10 protein-coding genes are annotated in these 17800 nt (G+C 52.1%); 1 reads left to right on the plus strand and 9 read right to left on the minus strand.

All coding sequences use genetic code 11. The annotated features are described in order from the left end of the window. Nucleotides 1-36 precede the first annotated feature (36 nt). From SH528x_RS28110 to SH528x_RS28145, 8 genes are all read right to left on the minus strand, one after another. Entirely contained in the window at nt 37-1803 is a 1767-nt protein-coding gene (locus tag SH528x_RS28110) for an arylsulfatase (protein WP_442506759.1), read from the minus strand. Nucleotides 1804-1927: 124 nt separating this feature from the next. After that, nucleotides 1928-2158 carry a hypothetical protein gene (locus tag SH528x_RS28115; protein WP_442506760.1) on the minus strand — a complete coding sequence of 77 codons (231 nt, stop codon included), beginning with the start codon at nt 2156-2158 and terminating at the stop codon, nt 1928-1930. Nucleotides 2159-2181: 23 nt separating this feature from the next. Continuing rightward, nucleotides 2182-2826, minus strand: coding sequence for a sulfatase-like hydrolase/transferase (locus SH528x_RS28120; RefSeq protein WP_442506761.1), 645 nt, complete (start codon nt 2824-2826; stop codon nt 2182-2184). A gap of 246 nt (nt 2827-3072) precedes the next feature. Beyond that, entirely contained in the window at nt 3073-4263 is a 1191-nt protein-coding gene (locus SH528x_RS28125) for an SHD1 domain-containing protein (RefSeq protein ID WP_442506762.1), read from the minus strand. Nucleotides 4264-4427: 164 nt separating this feature from the next. Next, on the minus strand, nt 4428-6284 hold the full coding sequence (locus SH528x_RS28130; RefSeq protein WP_442506763.1) for a sulfatase: 1857 nt from the start codon (nt 6282-6284) through the stop codon (nt 4428-4430). A 141-nt stretch (nt 6285-6425) separates the two neighbouring features. Beyond that, a complete protein-coding gene (locus tag SH528x_RS28135; RefSeq protein WP_442506764.1) occupies nt 6426-8312 on the minus strand; it encodes a sulfatase in 1887 nt (628 codons plus the stop codon). Nucleotides 8313-8703: 391 nt separating this feature from the next. Continuing rightward, the gene (locus tag SH528x_RS28140; protein ID WP_442512190.1) at nt 8704-10341 is read right to left on the minus strand and encodes an arylsulfatase; all 1638 of its coding nucleotides are present in this window, start codon (nt 10339-10341) and stop codon (nt 8704-8706) included. 374 nt (nt 10342-10715) lie between these two features. Continuing rightward, nucleotides 10716-10952, minus strand: a complete 237-nt coding sequence (locus tag SH528x_RS28145) for a hypothetical protein (protein WP_442506765.1) — start codon at nt 10950-10952, stop codon at nt 10716-10718. Nucleotides 10953-11102: 150 nt separating this feature from the next. On the opposite strand from SH528x_RS28145, the gene SH528x_RS28150 reads away from it, so the two are divergent. Beyond that, complete coding sequence (locus tag SH528x_RS28150; protein WP_442506766.1) at nt 11103-12266, plus strand: TlpA disulfide reductase family protein; 1164 nt, start codon at nt 11103-11105, stop codon at nt 12264-12266. A 236-nt stretch (nt 12267-12502) separates the two neighbouring features. On the opposite strand, the gene SH528x_RS28155 is transcribed toward SH528x_RS28150, so the two are convergent. Next, a complete protein-coding gene (locus SH528x_RS28155) occupies nt 12503-17512 on the minus strand; it encodes a DUF1583 domain-containing protein (RefSeq protein WP_442506767.1) in 5010 nt (1669 codons plus the stop codon). Nucleotides 17513-17800 lie beyond the last annotated feature (288 nt).

Genomic DNA, 17800 nt, shown 5'->3' on the forward strand with positions numbered 1-17800 from the left:
TCGCTACGCAGTTTTGAGGCAGAGCCTTGACTTTAGTTAAAACGCTTCCACTTCTGTGAAGTAAGCACCGCCAGCCCGTCCCTTCGCATCATAGAGATAGGTCACCAACCTGGTTGGCCCCGCTGGAAGATTGACCTCAAAGACGACACCCTTGCTATCAGGTTGAACCGACAGTTCTTTTGTCATGCCCGCGATTTCGATTTTCGCTCGCTCGGCCACCACCGGCTTGTCGGCTTCTTTGGGATACTGCCTGAGCGTGATGCGGTAGCGGCCGGCTTGCTTAACTTCCAGCATCCAAGGTCCGGTGACCTTGGGAAGCCGCTTGATGGATTGGAAATTCCAGGGCGGGTTTCCTTTTGGCATGTACCAATCTTGCGAGCAGAGCACGGTTGGGTTCTCGGCGGGATTGCCGACATCGATCCGCACGGCCGTCAGTCTTGGCGAAACCTTGTCCCAAAACGGTTTGTACCGTTCACGCAGGCTAGCGACGACTTCGGGATGTTCATCAGCGACATTGTTGCGTTGCGCAGGATCGGCCTCAATGTCATAAAGGGTCTGTTCGCCAGAGTTCACCAGACGCCACTGCTCGGTCATCACGACGGTGTACTCCCACGGTTTGGAAGGCAAGGTTTTTGCTCCCGCCCCACCGTGATATTGCACGATGTGATGATCCCGCGGCCACGCTGGATTTGATCCGGCGGGTTCGGAGCCACTTTTTCCGGAGCGATTTAGCAGCGGTTTGAGTGAAACACCATCAGGCTGGTAATCATCCGAAACGGAAATGCCACAAAGGTCTGCCAACGTCGGTAGCACATCAATGATTGCCCCGATCGTTTCGATATCCTTACCACCGCTCAGACCGCCCGCCGGCCAGTGAACAAAGAACGGAACACGATGCCCGCCGTCGTATACCGACGATTTCTTTCCTCGCATTCCCGCGTTGTAACCGACAAGCGGTTCTGAATCCAAACCTTTGAATTTCCCACCTGCAGCGGTTCCGTTGTCTGTCATGAAAATCAGGATTGTGTTCTCAGCCAGCCCGAGGTCGCTCAGCTGCGCGCGCAAAAGCCCCATGTTGTAATCGATGTTTGCGATCATCCCGTAGAAGTTTGCATTGGCGACCTCCTTGTTGCCCGCATACGGCTTCGCCCACTCGGGCGGCACGAGGTACGGCCCGTGCGGAGCATTGAGTGCCAGATAAAGAAAGAACGGTTTGTCTTTATTCTCTTGAACAAAGCGAATGCCTTCCCGGAACCAGACGTCTGTGCAATAACCTTCGAACTGCTCGAACTTTCCGTTGCGTTCGTAGATATCGTCGAAGTAGTCATTGCCCCAGTGGTCCGATGCTTGGCCCACACCGCCACAACGATGCCAAACGACATCCTGAAAACCGCGATCCTGCGGTCGATGCGGAGCGTTATCCCCCAGATGCCACTTGCCGACCATGCCAGTAGCGTAACCGTTTTCGGCGAACAGATTCGCTACCGTTTTTTCGTCACGATGCATCATCGTGCGCCCGGAGCTGGTTCGGTAGGCTCCCGTATACCCAGGATGATTTCCGGTCATCAGCGCCGCGCGAGTCGGTGTACAGAACGGACTAACATGGAAATCGGTAAAGCGAATCGAATCGCTGAACAGCGCATCAATGTTCGGAGTTTTGAGAATCGGATTGCCATGGCAACCGAGATCGCCGTAGCCTTGATCGTCTGTCATAACGATGATGACGTTCGGTTTTGTATTCTCCGCAAGCGCCGACGATGCGATAGCGAGAACGAGAATAACTACAGTTGCGATTCGTTTCATTGTTCTCTCATTGGTTGGGTTCATGTCGTTCATACCGCCTTTCTATTTTTGCTTCTTCTTTGTCGTCCGCTGTCGTTTCGGTTGTGGCTGATTCATCTGACGCTTCCAGATATCAGTCTTTGCATCATTCATCAAAACGGCTACCAAACGAATGATGCACGATCGACTCACGCGGGTTCGAAACTTCCTTGCCATATAGTCCTGGCAAAAAGCGGATGCTGTCCTCCGCCGTATCGTCGTCGAATTCCGCCTCGAACATCTCAGCAAAAGTAGCGATCACATCGGAGAGGGAAATCAACTGATTGAACTGCAAATGCGGCTGCACTTGCGCGGGCCAGCGAAAGATAAACGGCACTCGATGGCCGCCATCCCAAATCGCTACATGCCATCTTCTAAGTCTGGTCGGAGATATGCGGCAGAGCGATTTTTACCGATTTTTCCTTCGCTCATTCTCTGATAGAAGTCTCTCTCGCTTTCCGTGAAATAGGGATTCTCAGAGCCATCATACCAGTCTCCATCACCCGTCATGCGCAAATCGCCTTGCTGCGTCAATTGCTCAAATAGCTCTTTTTTTAACGCAGCCATCTGCTGAGCATATTCCGGGTTTTCTGAGAGGTCTGTTATGCATTCGGGATCCTTTTCAACATCATAAAGCTCTTCAGCTCCGCGTTTTCCTAGCGCCAGCTTCCAATACTTAGAGTCCTCTCCAGCCTCTACGATCGCAGTCATCGTCGGGCCTGGATCCGTATCCTTAAATCCGGTGGATGGATTACGGCCTGTAATGATGACTGATCGCGATGGAGAACATTTCGGGTTCGGCGTGTAGGCGGATGTGAAGTTGATCCCCTCCTTAGCAATTCGGTCAATGTTTGGAGTATTTACCCAAGTGCAACCATCTGCTCCGAAATGCTCTAACGAAGCATCATCCGCAATGCAGAACAAAATATTCGGCCGCTGGACCGCGAAGCACTGAGGTGCGATCGCAACGAAAAAGAACAGCCATTGAATACGGTTTGACTTCATAATTGTTACTCTTTCAATCCCAAAACACATTAGCGGTCTGAAGTTGCGGCAATCAAAAAATACGTTATCAGCTTGGAAAGCTGAGCGACAATGTCGCTCGGTTCTCCGAACCGATAGCGTGCCGGACGTAACAACTCCGCCACTCCAAAGCCCTTCAAAACGCCAACTCGGACACATTTTTGTCAGCCCAGACCGGGAGCATTTTTTTTCTTGCGTTTTTCGTGATGTTGTGCTTAACCTTGTGTCCTACTGTTTTCTACTATTCTTGACGGCCTTATTAATCGCTTTGAGTTGTTTAAATTGAAAGGAGGCTAGTGGAGCATCCTTTCCTTTGGCATCGGCAAGTGCGACGGCCCAGGTAATTGCTCCTCCCGCTCGAACAATACGCATCGTCCAGTCAATGGCCTGCTCCGTCTCGAATGCTGGTTTTCCGGAGTTCCATGTTTCCTGCATGGGAGGGAAGAAATGTCCTAAAGAACCATTGATATAGTTGTTCTTCTCAATCAGTTTGATTGCGACCTCATTCCCTTTCCAAGATGGACTGTGCCGTTTCATCGGTGTGGGATGGCCTGCAGTGAAGTCGGATTCCGGACAGGTCAACAGCTCGGGGGATCCCCCTACGTTGAACGTGAGCGCAGCCGCTGGATTTCCTGCAAGAGCCGCCTTTTCCAACGCCTTGATGTCTCCGTACGACGCGTGGTCAAACCACCAGCCTGATATTTTCGTGCCGTAACGCAACGAATATTCTTTGACGATGATCTCCGCGACGGCTTGCTCAGGTGTCATCTCGCGAGATTTTGCGTACCTCTTCCACGTTTCGATAACACCCGGCAGGGCCTTGTCTGGATGTTTGCCCATCGTCGGGCCTTCTGTCGCGAAATAGACTATTACCTTGAAGCCTTGCTCGATGAGTGCGTCGAGCATTTCTCCAAACAGGTCGCGCTGAGGGACGATGTCTGGCGATACATGCTTTGCTAGTTCAGCATGCGGCGACGTGTAAAAAGAACCGTTCGCTCCCTGCGTGATATTTATTTGCACCCATGTCGCAGTGTCCAGAACCTTGATCTGATCGATCATTTTCTGCACGTCAAATTCAGCGAGCGCTTCCGCCTGTTTCATGCCAGGCATATTGAAGCGGAATCCCCATTGTCCTTCCATCCATGCCGCTCGGCGGCCCGTGAGCTTGGCTTTGTCCTTGCCTTGTTCTAATCGTTCCCGGACATATTCGCGGTCGCTAGGGCTTAGCATTTCGATGGGGACTGATGCTGTCTGGTTGTTGTCCGTTCTGCGTAATCGGACGACATCATTCTCGATGTCGACGAATTCTGCCTCGACAGAAAATTTCCCGTCAGCTGATTTCCAAACGCGAGGCTCTTTAGCGAAAGAACTTGCTGTCGCTACGCAAAAAATCGACAAGAACGCTGGCAGCGTCGGCATCAATATCGATCGTATTGCCTTTATTGCAAACAGAGTCGCCGTTCGATCGGATGTCATAATTTGCGTTGCCGTGTCGAGATGGTTGCGTAAAAGTCGTCGCACGCTGTGCTTGTTTCTGGAGCATTCTTGTTGCCCATAGAGACAAGGCGAACGTCACCGCAAGCCTAGCGCGCAAGCTGGATGTCGCTGAAGGTTTGATAGTTGTTTTCGTCGATCAACAGAAAGCAATACGCGTCGATTCCTTCCGGGATCTGCGCGATGACGGTATTGCCGGAAGAAACGATCGTCGCCGGCATCTTCATGCCGAGACGCACATCGAATGACTCCTTACCACGTTTAGCCTTCTCTTTATCGGCACTCGGCGGATTGCGATAGATCACATAAGCGGTCTTGATCGCGGGACCAGAGTTCCTCAGCCTCACGCTTGCCCGACGGCTCTCCGCTTTGAACGCCAACTTTTGGATTTCAGCGGACGATTTCGTTTTGCCCTTGAATGCAGGATTAAGGTACGGGCCCTCCACCTGGTTTTCTGCGAGCTGGCGTTCCAGGTTTTCGGAAAGCTGCTTGAGGACCGGAGCGTACTCGGGGTCCGCCGCCAAATCCTTCATCTCCTCGAGGTCGTCGCGTTGCCCATTTTTGTACAGGCGATGCAGGCTGTAGTCGCGAGTTTGATAGTTCTTGTAAAGCTTGAAGTCTCCTTCGCGAATCGCGGCTTTCATCGCGTCTTGACCGTGTGGAAAGTGCCAAAACAGATTTTTTCGTTCCGTGCCTTGCGCATCGACAATCTGCTGGGCACCGTCCAACAGTACCGGAGTGATGTCCAGACCGCTTAACTCGTTTTTTGCTTCCGGCGCAATCTGAGAGCGAGTCAAATTCAGGATCGTCGGAAAGTAGTCGAGCTGGTTTACCAACCCGTCAAACTGCGTCCCCTTCGGAATGCCTGGCCCCACAACAACCATCGGGACACGAATTCCGCCTTCTTCGTCATGAGCTTTTCCGTACTTCAGCGGGTAGTTGTCGGAGATGATCTCATTAGCATGCTTTTCCGCCCCACCGTTGTCCGAGGTGAAAATCACATAGGTCGTTTGGATGAGTTTCTTGCCGGGGCTACGCGGATCGTCCGTCTTTTCGAGATAGTCAACAATTCGCCCCAGGCTCCAATCCACCGTGGTCACCATAGACGCGAAGTACGGATTCTGCTGCCCTTCCAAGGTCACATCACCCGGTTCGGGAGGGAACGGTTGCCCCAATTTGTCGCAGTAGTATTCGAGCAACTCGCCGTTGCGGGTCATCACCGGCCAGTGCACCATCCAGTGAGCCAAGTAGAGGAAGAAAGGCTTGTCATCGCTCTGCTCCATGAACTCGATCGCGGACTCGGTGACATCATCATAGGGATACGAAATCCCATCCGGCTTCTTGGCGCTGACAGGTGGGTATTTCTTCTGACTCAGCGGATACTTGGGATCATCGGCTGTCGCAAACCCCTTGGTTCGATCCGCCAACTTTCGATGCACGCCGCGTTCTTCATGGCTGAACTCGAAACCGAAAAGGGACGAACTCAAACCAAGGTGCCATTTGCCCACGTGGCCGGTTGCGTATCCATTGTCCTTAAGGGCCGTCGCCAAGGTGAGCGCATCCATCGGAAGATGGGCACCGAGATAGGGATCTACGAATTCTTCCGTCGGCCTGCCTTTCGGGATGTTGTCGAACGTAACATGAGTGTACCTGAGTTTCCCCGGATGCTGGCCCGTGATGATCCCGGCCCGCGAAGGAGCACAAGTCGGCGCGGCGGAATACGCTTGGGTAAAGTTCATGCCCTGCTTCGCCAACTCAACAACGTTCGGCGTTTCATAAGGACACGGCGCGTCCAGATCATTGAGCTGGACGTCCTGCCATCCGAGATCATCGACATAAAAGACGAGAATGTTGGGCCGCTGGTCTGCCGCAGCCGACAAGGGAATCATTGCTGCCGCGAAAGCGAAAATCAGCAGAGCAAGCGTTGTAGGTTTCAGTCGTTTCATTTTTGTTTCACCATTGCCAGGTATTCATATGTTTTCCAAAGTCTGCTTCGGCCGACTTTTGCGTAGTGGACGAGGCAACAAGTCCCTAAAGTCCGAATGCAACCAAAAGGACTCGTAGCCTCGTCCACTACGTTTAGGTGCTTAGCGCAAAGCACTCAGCGCATCTGCTGAGTACTGGTTCTTTTTCGTGTAGTGCAGCTGGCTCTTCACGGGTGGGTAGCTCACCAAGTAATTGTTTTCATCAATGATGTTAAAAATGTAATGTGTGGTTCCCGAAGGTAGTGACGCAACAACCGTTCCATCTTCAACGACTGCCGGAGCCGAAAACCATTCCTCATTCGGTTGGCCTCCCAACGTTGTGTACATCAACTCCCCACGAACAACTTTAGCTCCATTCTCCTTGAACTTTACCCGTGCCACGTTTCCGACTCGTTCCTCGGAAGTCACCGTGGGAACGTTTTCCTTGTGCGGTAAGTCACCGTTATAGACAGGGTTGAAATAGGCGTAGCTGGCATTCATTTCGGTCAGTATTTCTGTCAGCTGGGCATTGATTCGCTGAGCTTTTTCCGGCATGGACGACACCAGGTTTTTGGATTCTTCAATGTCCACTCGCTGTGACTTGCCGTCACGCGTTTCGTAAAGCTGGTATAGCTCCAACGCGCTATCAAGCTGCGGGTTGTTGATGTAGTCATAATTTCGCACCAACTTGAAATCGCCGACCCGGAGTGTGCTATACATCGCGACGCCATGCGGAAAATGCCACATCATGGTTTCTCGGACGCGACCATCCTGCTGCTTGACGAGCGTAGGATCTTGAGGAGACTGGGTGAGTAACGGAAATAAATCACACCCGTCGAAGTGTTGATTTTCCGGAGCGGCCGTTCCGGTCATCGATAAAATCGTCGGAAAGAAATCCAGGCCGTTGGCCATCACATCTGTTTGCGTGTTGGCGGGAATATTCGGCCCGACAATGATCAGCGGCACCCGAGTCCCACCCTCTTCCAACCGGATCTTACCTCCATCAAGCGGATAATTATCCGTAATCACATCGCCCCTCAGTTGCTCCATTCCACCATTGTCTGAGGTGAAAACGATGTACGTGTTCTCGCGAAGCTTGTGACCAGGCCAACGCGGGTCATCCGTCGTATCGAGGTAGCTCAACAAGTTGCCGACATAGTAGTCAAATTCCTCAACCATGGCACAGTAATAGGGGTTCTGTTGTCCAGGCAGGGCGATCGGACCCGGCCCTTTTGGGAAAGGAAGCCCAAGTTTCTTGCAGTACTTTTCCAACAAGGCCTTGCTGCGGGTTTGGATCGGGGCATGCACCAAACGCGCCGCACAAAAGAGAAAGAAGGGATGGTCTCGATGTTCTTCCATGAAGTCCACCGCATCCTCAAAGATTTCGTTTTTGGGATACCCTTTCGCATCGAGTTGCCAGGGATCATCGGCAGCGTCGGACGAGAATCCTTTCACACGGTTGGGGATCATGTCTCTTGCCACGCCCATACTTTCACGCGACCAATCAAACCCCACATTCTTGGGTAAAGGTTCGGACTTGGGCGTCATGTTCATATGCCATTTGCCACTATGCCCGGTCGCATATCCATTTTCCTGCAGCACCTGAGCAATGGTTGGCTCGTCCATCGACAGACGAGCCGTCTGCCAGGGGTCCATGACACGCGAGGCCGACAGGTGACGAGGCGCAGGAGGCGTGCCACCACGAACATTGGTTTTCTGAGCACGTGCTGGATGGATCCCACTCAAAATGGCGCATCGCGCTGGGGCGCAAACCGGAGCCGGGGAATACCCCTGCCAGAACATGACACCTTCCTTCGCCAGGCCATCAATATTGGGCGTCTCATAAGGGGAAGGTTCGTCGATGTCGTAACACTTGACGTCCTGCCAGCCAAGATCATCAGCCAGCACAAGCAAAACATTCGGCTTTTCAGGACGGCCCTCGTCAGCGAAAGCAACACCGACAAACAGGGCTGCGACAATCACCAGGCTGAAGTGCTTTTTTATATTCATTCTATCCTTCCAAAATTGACCTGTTCGTACAGGCATGAAATGCGACATCACATTGCTAAATTGCGACGCTCAAAATCGGCCAAACGATTGGACTCCTGAAGAAGACGTTCGAGTTCGGGACTCTTCAAAATCAGGTGGCCATGACAACTGAGATCGCCGTAGCCTTGGAACGTCAGTCAAAATCACGATGACATTCTGCTTCACATTCTCCGCAAGTGCCGACGATGCGATAGCGAGAAAGAAGCGACGGTAGTTGCGATTCGTTCCATGGTTCACTGATTGGTTGAGTTCACCTCGCTCATACCGCTTTCTACTTCTACTTTTTTCTTTGCCGTCCGCTGTCGTTTTGGTTGTGACTGATTCAACTAGTGATTCCAGATATCGCCTGGATTCACTTTTGGGTTTTACCGTTCTGTTTCTTCACTCTCTTGACCAAACACCGATCGGCCCAGTCCTGATAAAGCGTCTTCATTGCTTCTACCATTTTGGGCATTTGTGCAGCCATGTTGTTCAGTTCTGTTCGATCAGCCTGCATATCGTAGAGCTCCCAGGGTTTTCCTCTGACGGCGACTAGCTTCCACTGATCGAGTCGGATTCCTCTATTTCCCATATGTTCAAAAAAGATCGGGGCGTCACGATGAAAGGGCTCGGCCTGCAAGATCGGAAGCAGACTTTCTCCTTCCATCGGAATAATCTTATGCCCCTTGAAGGTCTTCGGATAAGCTGCCCCCGTGATATCGACGAAGGTCGCCATCAGGTCGATTAAGTGGGCAGGCTCCGCGGCGATCTTGCCGATCATGGAAGCATTAATCCCGTTTGGCCAATGCGCGATCAGTGGAGTCGCCGTACCGCCTTCGTGAACAAGTCCTTTGTGCTTCCGGAATGGGGTGTCGGACGCATTGGCCCAGCACTTTCCATAGTGAACTAATGACTCCGCTGTGCCCGGAGTACCCTTTGTTTCATTTTTGCCCATCGGTCCTCCTGAAACATCACCGCCATTGTCATGAAGGAAAACAATTAGCGTATTCTCATAGACATCCATCTCCTTCAGTGCGGTAACGATCTTACCTACGTTCTGATCGACGCAGTCAATCATTCCCGCGTAGATCGCCATTCGTTCGTCTTGCGTCTCTTTTTCTTGATCCGAAAGGGTGCTCCAGGCCGGCACCATCTCATCGCGTGGTGAAAGCTTCCACGTCTTATCGATTAGACCGAGTTCAATCAGGTTTTCGTATCGCTCCTGTCGAATGTTGTCCCACCCGGTCAAGTACTTGCCACGATACTTGGCGATATCTTCGGGCTTTGCCTGGAGCGGGAAGTGAGGCGCATTGTAAGCCAGATACCAGAAGAAGGGCTTCTTCGCTTCTACAGCTTCCTCGACATACTTGATGCCTTCATCGGTAAAGGCATCCGTGGCATACCAGCCGTCTGGCGGATCATTCTGTTTGTCATAAATGATCTCGTTGTCCCTAACCACAAACCGCTCCTGCTTCCATGATGAAGGTCGGAAGAAGAAGCCGCCGCCTTGCGGACAACCATAAAAGCGGTCGAAACCGCGGGCCAACGGCCACCACTCTTTCTTGGCGTCGCCCATGTGCCATTTGCCTGTTGTCACGCACTGGTATCCCTTCGGGCCAAGCACCTCGGCAATCGTTACGCAGCGTTCCATAAGCCTGCCCCGGTAGCCAGGATTACGGGGTCCTTCGTCCGTCGTCAGCAACCCCATGCCTGCCTGATGCGAATACAAACCCGTCATAAGACTGCTCCGCGTAGGCGAGCAGCGACTGGTGTTATAGAACTGGGAAAAACGGACGCCCCGGCTGGCAAGCCCATCCAGATTTGGAGTCTGAATCTCGCTACCGTAGCAGCCCAGATCCGAGTAACCCATATCATCCGTCATGATCACGATGATATTCGGCCGGGATCCGTTCAACGGATTCACTCCGGACTCCGGTTGCGCAGCTTTCGCCGACACCAGCACACACGACAACACCAAGGCAGCCACTGCGAAACGTAAGGTTGGATTCACTTTCAAAGGGAGTGCTCTTTGCAGTTTCGAGTAGCTGGGTTTCCCGCTCATTACTTAGCGTCTTCCGAACTGGCCAACGGAACAAGAAGTGCCAACAGAAGATACGCTGCTGCGATTGGATACTGTCGTTTCATAAGCTTGATCAATTGACGTTAATTTCATGTACGGCAGTTTCAGAAAAAACATCCCTACTCGTCTGATTTTGCCTCAATGCATGACCGAACGAGCGTGTCACGCTTCCGCGTTAGGGAGGATAGTGGCAACTTCCAAATTCGACCGTCTGAGCCCATTCTAACCGCCCCAGAATCAAACTGCAGGAGTTGCGCGACGTTTCACAACGACGAACGAGTGGACCTTGACCGCTTTGCTCCGGTCTAACGGTCAAATTCTAATCCAATTTTCTCACTCGAAATGGTCCAGCGATTCGGTTGCAGGTCAGGCCATTCAGCAGTCACGCACGGAACCGACACGTCGTAAAATTGACAATCCGCCCGCACAGGAACGACCGTGCTGAACAGCATTGCATCTGTCTTGTTTTCGCTGTGTGTAGAGGACGTTACACTACCATTGCAGTGCAGACTGACCGTGTTGATGTCGCACGATCGTCTCATGAATCAAAACTCGCATTTTTGTGTGATCTCAATCCAAAGTGTAGGCAAGTCATTATGGCAACTTCCAGGATTCTCAATCTCACTGATCCTCGATCGTATTTTTCTCTCCTTCCATTGGACAAGAATGCGATTCGGCGTGGACTGCTGGGTGTGAAATTCATCGTCGCCTGCACGGTTTTGGTTTCGGCAACCGCCACCGCCCAAAAACCCACGCTTGAACCCACGCTTGTTGCTGGTTCTGAAGTCAGCCTTTCCTCCGTCACGTCAGCCGAGTGGATCCAGGGAGAGGGGCCGACATCTTTTGAACCTGGAAAAGTCTACATGTTTGAGTGCTGGGCCACCTGGTGTGGCCCTTGCATAGCGCTGATTCCACACGTGAATGGACTCCACGAAAAATATTACGATAAAGGCCTGCGGGTCTATGGCATGAGTAGTTGGGAGGACGACAAGGGCAAGGTGGAGAAATTCGTCCACAAAAAAGGTGCAGGCATGTCCTACCCGGTCGCCTATACGGGCGAGGGTTCGGCCTTCGAAACCCAGTGGCTGAAGGCTGCAGGGGTGAAGGCCATTCCCTACGCATTCATCGTCAGGAACGGAAAGCTGCTGCTGTCGACAGAAGCCTCGCGACTTACAGATTCCCTGGTCGAGACTCTGTTGTCTGGCGATGAAGGCGCGAAGCAGGCCGCCGCCGAAATTAAAGCCGCCTACGATGCCCGTGACAAAACGAACAAACTCATCAATGAAATGTACTCCGCACGTCGCCGACAGGACGTGAAAAAGATGGCAGCGATCATCAGCGAACTGGAATCGCTTGATCCCAATCACCCAGAGCTCCCCAAGCTGAAGCTCGAGCTGCTGGTCACTGGTAAAGAGTGGACAGCTGCAGTCGCAGCCCTCAACGAATTGCCTGCGGGCGAACCCAAGAACTCATTCCTGATGATGACCGGCATGCGTATCGCGATGAGCAATGAACGCGACTATCCGACCGACTTCACCAAAGCCGTGACGGCACCCTATTCTGAATATATCAAGAACAGCGGACAGTCGATTGGCCCAAATCATTTTGCATGTCTGAGTATTCTTCACTGGAGGATCGGCGATAAGCAGACCGCCGCGATCAACGCGAAAAAAGGTGTTGAAGTCGCCCAAAAATTGCCCAAGGGCAGTGAGTACCAGACAGCGGCGTTTATGCAGTTTGCAGAATCGGTGAAAGAAGGCACCATGCCAAAGTTTTCAGATCTGATCATGTGGCAGCGTGAGGCAAAAGAAAAAGCCGCAGACGCCGAAAAAGGGAACCCGCAGGCCAAGGAATAATTTGATCCCTTTTGCCGGGTTCAGGCAGGTGCGCCTGCTAAATGTACCGTAGCTACCGTCGCCAGACGGTGGTGCCTCCACGCTCTGGCGTGAGTAGCTATGGTAACGTGAGTGCGTGCAGCATTCGGCGTGAACTGGGTTAACGCAATCAGCTTCGAATCGTGGTGCTGGGCCAACAGTTGCGCAGCCAACATCGGGGTTGCGCTTCGTCACGCCTTAGCCATTTGCAGCCTTCATTACTCCGCTGCCACACCCATAAACACAATCTGTGATCCGTCAGATGACCATGCTGGCGGTTCCGCCCTGGCTACGCCAGTGGCTTCGAACAGTGGTTCGCAATAGTCTTGGTCACTTAATTTCAAAAGGTAGACGCCGCTTTGCTGATTCTTGGGACGCCGACCAATTAGGATTCTGTCCCCATCTGGATGCCACGATGTTCGGGGAAAGAAGTCGTCTGCGTCTTCCTTTAAAACACGAAACCCATGATCGGATCCCTTTGTGCTGACCACTGCGAACTCATGCTTCCCGGTAATTCGGCTAGTCCCGTAAAATGAAATCCATTTGCCGTCGGGTGACCAAGCGAAATTCCAATACAGGTTGCCGTATCTTCTGGCTTCACCATTGAGCAGTTGTCGCTTCTGTTGAGTTTTCAGATCCATGACGGTGAGGTTCTGACTACCCGCCGCTCCAAAGTCCTTGAATAAGGCTTCCCTGCCGTCTGGAGAAACCTGTATCGCCCAGCCGTTCTGATAGATGACTTGCCGCCCGCTGCCATCTGGTTTCATCAATGCCAAATCCCATGAAGGTGAGCAAAAAGCAATTTGCTTGCCATCTGGCATCCAAATTGGCAGGCCGCCAGGTCCCAGATCCTTGAGGCCGGTTCCGTCGGAATTGACCACGAACACTCTCGACAACGAAGGGCGCCCCGTCCCGGCGTGGAACACGACTTGCTTTCCATCAGGCGAGAAGTGGGGTGAACCGTTGATGCCCTGCGCTTTGGAACCTATTTCGATTTGCCGCAGGCCCGATCCATCAGCGTTGGCAACAAAAAGAACCTTCTGGATTGGTTCGTCACCTGTTGAGACTTTGCCACTCGTTGAGATTTCGTCTGCCCGTACATCGAGCCGTTTCCAGACGACGCCCGTCGCACCCGCATTCGCCGCGACAGTCATCAAACGAATTTGGTTGCAGGAAGTCGTGGGGATCTGAAATGTGCGAAAGAGCCGAAAGCCAAGTGCATCGCCATCCTTGATAAGCATGAACATCTTGTCGCCGCGACGTGCGATTCGGAACGTACTGGAACTGGACTCCCAATCGATCGTTTCAATGGTTCGCACATTCACTCCATCTTCGCGCCGAGTCACAAAACTTCCGCTTGCCTTTTGGCGTCCAGGGATTCCGTACCGCTGAATCGTGCCAAGGGGAATGTCTTCGCCGTCCAGTACAACGTCCAGTCGCACGGAGCATAGGCTGTTTGCGTTATTGCCCAAATCGGGGCGAAAGCTATCGAACTCCGCGCTAATGTCAAAGTCACCCGACAATCTAAATCGGCCCAGTATTCCAGACTGTCGCTGACCCGCGGCACCTGGGACGGTCAACTCGAGTCCCTCAGGCCTCTTGGTATAGGTCCCTAATGCTCGACCTTGAATGTTGAATAACTTGTCTGGAATGCTCTCCACTGCAAAGTCTCGAATCATACGGCCAGCCAACATGTCGCGTGATGCGTTCAGTTGAACGAGCTGAGGGTCAGCGAGTTGTTGTTCGCTTGCAGTAGGTAATTTCGTGGGCCAAGATCCGTGAAGCACGACGTTGCGAACGTTGGCTGACGTTTGATCAGAAAAGTAGAAGAGTCCAAACAGTCGTTGGTTGTCTGGGCTCAACTCGTGTTGATAGACGACCGTCCCATTCAACTGCATCTGCATCGAATTACCGTGGAGAGAGATTCGTGCCTTGTTCCACTGGTTCTCATCTAGCAACGCACTTGGGCGTTCACGTTGTTCGGCCGGCTCAAATCGCATGTTGGTTTTGTCAAGGAACTGTTTGTCATCTTGGCCATCAGTGACATAGTGCAACTGAATACTTTCTGGCCTGACCACAAACGCCATTCGATCAAGCGCGGGATGCACCATCGTTGATCCGGGTTTGTAGAAGAACTCGTACTCCACCGCATCACTACCCTTGAGCGGTCGCTGATAATAGAGCATCCGCTCGCGCCCGGATCCTTTGGGGAAGTCCTCTTTAAGACCCACGATGCTCCCATCTTGATGGGCCCAAGCTCCGTTTCCATTTTTGATTCCGGAGCTGTAGTACGAACGCCAACCAGGTAGGCGAGGATGCACCAATTCCAATGAGCTTGGAATAGCGGGGGCTCCCATGATTTCCATATTTCTCACTACTGCTGCACTTTCGTCGTCTGCGCAGAATGCGAGCCAGGGATAGCCTTCGAGGACATCTCGCTGATGAACCTTTCGACCGTTTGCGTGGACCGACAGAACGCCGTCGCGAATAACGTATCGTTGGTGAATCCAAGGGCGTTCGATTCCTAGTGGCGGTGCAATGAGCGTTTTGACTTTGGCTATCTCATCGCCCCCAGTAATGACCGCTTTTCCGCCGTCTATCTTGGTGCGGGCGCCGCCGGCTACGACCTGAATGTCCGCAAACTCTGCATTTTGTTGCTCGAATTGAAACTCGAAGTTTCCCATGAGCGGGCTTTCAAAGAAAAGTAGATCGTGCGAATGCGAAGCAATGTGACGAACACCGCCGGGAATCGACTGCCATTCACCTTGGGCATGCCCAAGACTTCTCCATTTTGTTTCGTACCGCGCCGTCGGTTGCCATTGCTTCAGTTGCATGCCGTTTCGTTCGGCAAACTCCTCCAGGTTGTTGTGGCGATAGGAGTTCCACAGGCGATTCAGCTCGAACTCAATCGGGAATTCCGGATCTAACAGAGGCAGTTGATGCAGTTTGAGTAAATCAAGAACGATGCCCTGAAAATCTGGTTCGTTACTTAACATTCGAGAAACCAAATAATCGGACCAAAGATGACGTGGTGCGATCTCGTCGTCGGCCTGCTCAGTCAAACGGAAAAGAGTTTCGGTATGCTTCAATGTTTCATCGTTGCTTCCTAGCCGATGGTGGATCAGCGCGAGAAATGCACTACGGTTTCGCTGTTGATGAATATCGTTAGGAGCGTACAACCTAGTTCTTTCTGCAATTTCATTCAGTCGCCCGAGTTGCGCGGCAACGTCGATCAATTCCAATGCAGGGGAAATTAGATTTCCTCCGGGATCGTTCGCATCCTTGGTGGTCGGCTGTAGTGAATGCACGGATGCGAAATCGCTGTTCAGACGAAGCGTCCGATGCCACTCACCAGGCAATACCCACTTTGACAGATAGTCATACCTATTTTTAACCTCCAGTCTCGATGCTTCTTCGCTGACTTTCAAAACGCCAGCGCAGATATCGTGTTCTCGAAAAAGGACTCTTGCCAATTCAGACGGTGCCCCTGCACCGCGAGATTCGGCGATCTTATCGATGTCCAAACTCTTGGGCCAGTTTCCACGCAGCGCTGCGTTGCGGACTCGAAGCGATTTTTCACTTGGGTTGTGATACCAGCCAAACCGAGTGTCATCGTCGGATTGCACACTACGTGAATAAACCAACGTGTCGTTCAACCGGATCGTCAACTGGTTATCGTTGAGCGACAATGAGACGTGGTTCCATTCGTTCAAGCGAACGGGCAATTTTTTTGGGCCGCGTCGATTAAGCGGCTCGACCAGAACGTTATCAGCGCTCAGTCCAGTCCAGTCATCGTCTAACCTCGTTACCCAGTGCAGCTTCACACCATCGGGTTCAAGAAGAAACGCCAACGGCCCCATTGCGGGATGGGCAATGTGTTGCTGAGATGCAAAATATTCATACTCAAACGTTTCGCCAGATTGAAGCGGACGATAATGGCGGACAATTCGTTGGCGTATTGATTGTGATTTGGCTGATTCGAGAATGCCGTTTGCAGACGAAAGTTCGTCCGAATTGTCACTTGATGTCCAGCCAGCGGAAGACTCATCGCCGATTAACTTGACTTCACGTGGTATGGTCGGAGACCCAGTCAACTTCATGAAACGAAATCGCTCGCTCATGTTTGCATTTGGAGCAAGAACGATCCAAGGGCTGGTTGAATCCATTGGGAAATCCCCCAACCGATAGCCATTCAACCAAGCCCGAAAACTGTCCCCCGATTTCTCAAGCTCACGCAGATTCGCCTCTGGTCTGTAAAACGGTTTCAGCCCAAAGGAGCGATTTGCATATTGAATGAGGCAGGCGTCTTCATTTTTCGGATTAACCTGTTGAACTTGAAAACGAAAGTCGCCTGCAAGTGGGTATCGGTAGACGTAGTAGGCATCACTACCCGCCAAGTGAGTGATGTGATTGTCATGCGCGTAGAGGCTGGCTCGCTTTCCAACCGCGATCCAGTCTTTGTTGATGCGAAAGGGACCTAGCAGCTCTTGTTCCCGTGTTGAGAAATGCGTTCGTGCCAAAAACGCTTTCGCAGTGGATGAAACAGATTGACGATCTAAGACGGAACTCCTGATTTTTCCCAGGACATCGCTGCAGTTGTCCAGCTCACGACAAACGCAGGACAGCACCGCCGCATCACGCACCCATTCGCTGGAGAATGTTTTCTCGTTGGCGAGTTGTTCAATGATCGAACGCACTTTCTCTTCGTTGCCCGACTGAGAAGCAAGCAGAATCGCTCGCAACACAATTGCACGAGATCCAGGCAGTGATTCCACTTCGTTCGTGAGCACTCGCAAGAGACCCAATTCATCTGCAGACTCTACTAAGAGCCATGCTGTGCTAAACAAGCCGTCCACGTTTGCGACAGACGGGATTGCAAAAGTGTTTACCCTCGATCTCGCACCGATCAACCGCGCGAATTCATTCGGTGGTGCGACGACATCACATATTGCCGAAACGGCTTGAATATCTTCCGACCCATCCGAGAAAGTAAATTCCTTCAAGATTCGGTACCGTTCATCGGCGGAGAGCTGAAACAACAGTCGGTTGATCGCAGCGGCGTGATTGTAAAACCCTTCGGAGGTGCGATCTCCCTCAGGAACTTGGCTCAATTGCTCCAGCTCTGTTTCAAGGTTTTCAACAGCAATCGGTTCAAGTGCCGAGCACTGTAGGAGTGTAGACCCCAATCCGGAAGCAAGAATAAGAACGAGACATCGAAAATTCAGCATGATTCACTCTTATCAATCACGTGCGCAAATAGCCCGGCGATGCGCGCCCGGCGCGCAAACCTACACTTTTATAGTCGCTGCTGATGGTTCAATCACGCACGAAATTTGGGGACAAACACAGTTTGTATTTTGAAACGACGTAATTTCGGCTTCCTATGCCTGATGCCGACACACTACGTCGTTTGCCCAGTGGTTTGTCAAATGTAAAATTTAGGGTTGGTCGTAGTGGACGAGGCTACGAGTCCCAGCGATTTACCGCACTTCAAGGACTCGTTGCCTCGTCCACTA

This window comes from Novipirellula methanifontis, assembly GCF_052161655.1.
Taxonomy (GTDB): domain Bacteria; phylum Planctomycetota; class Planctomycetia; order Pirellulales; family Pirellulaceae; genus Novipirellula.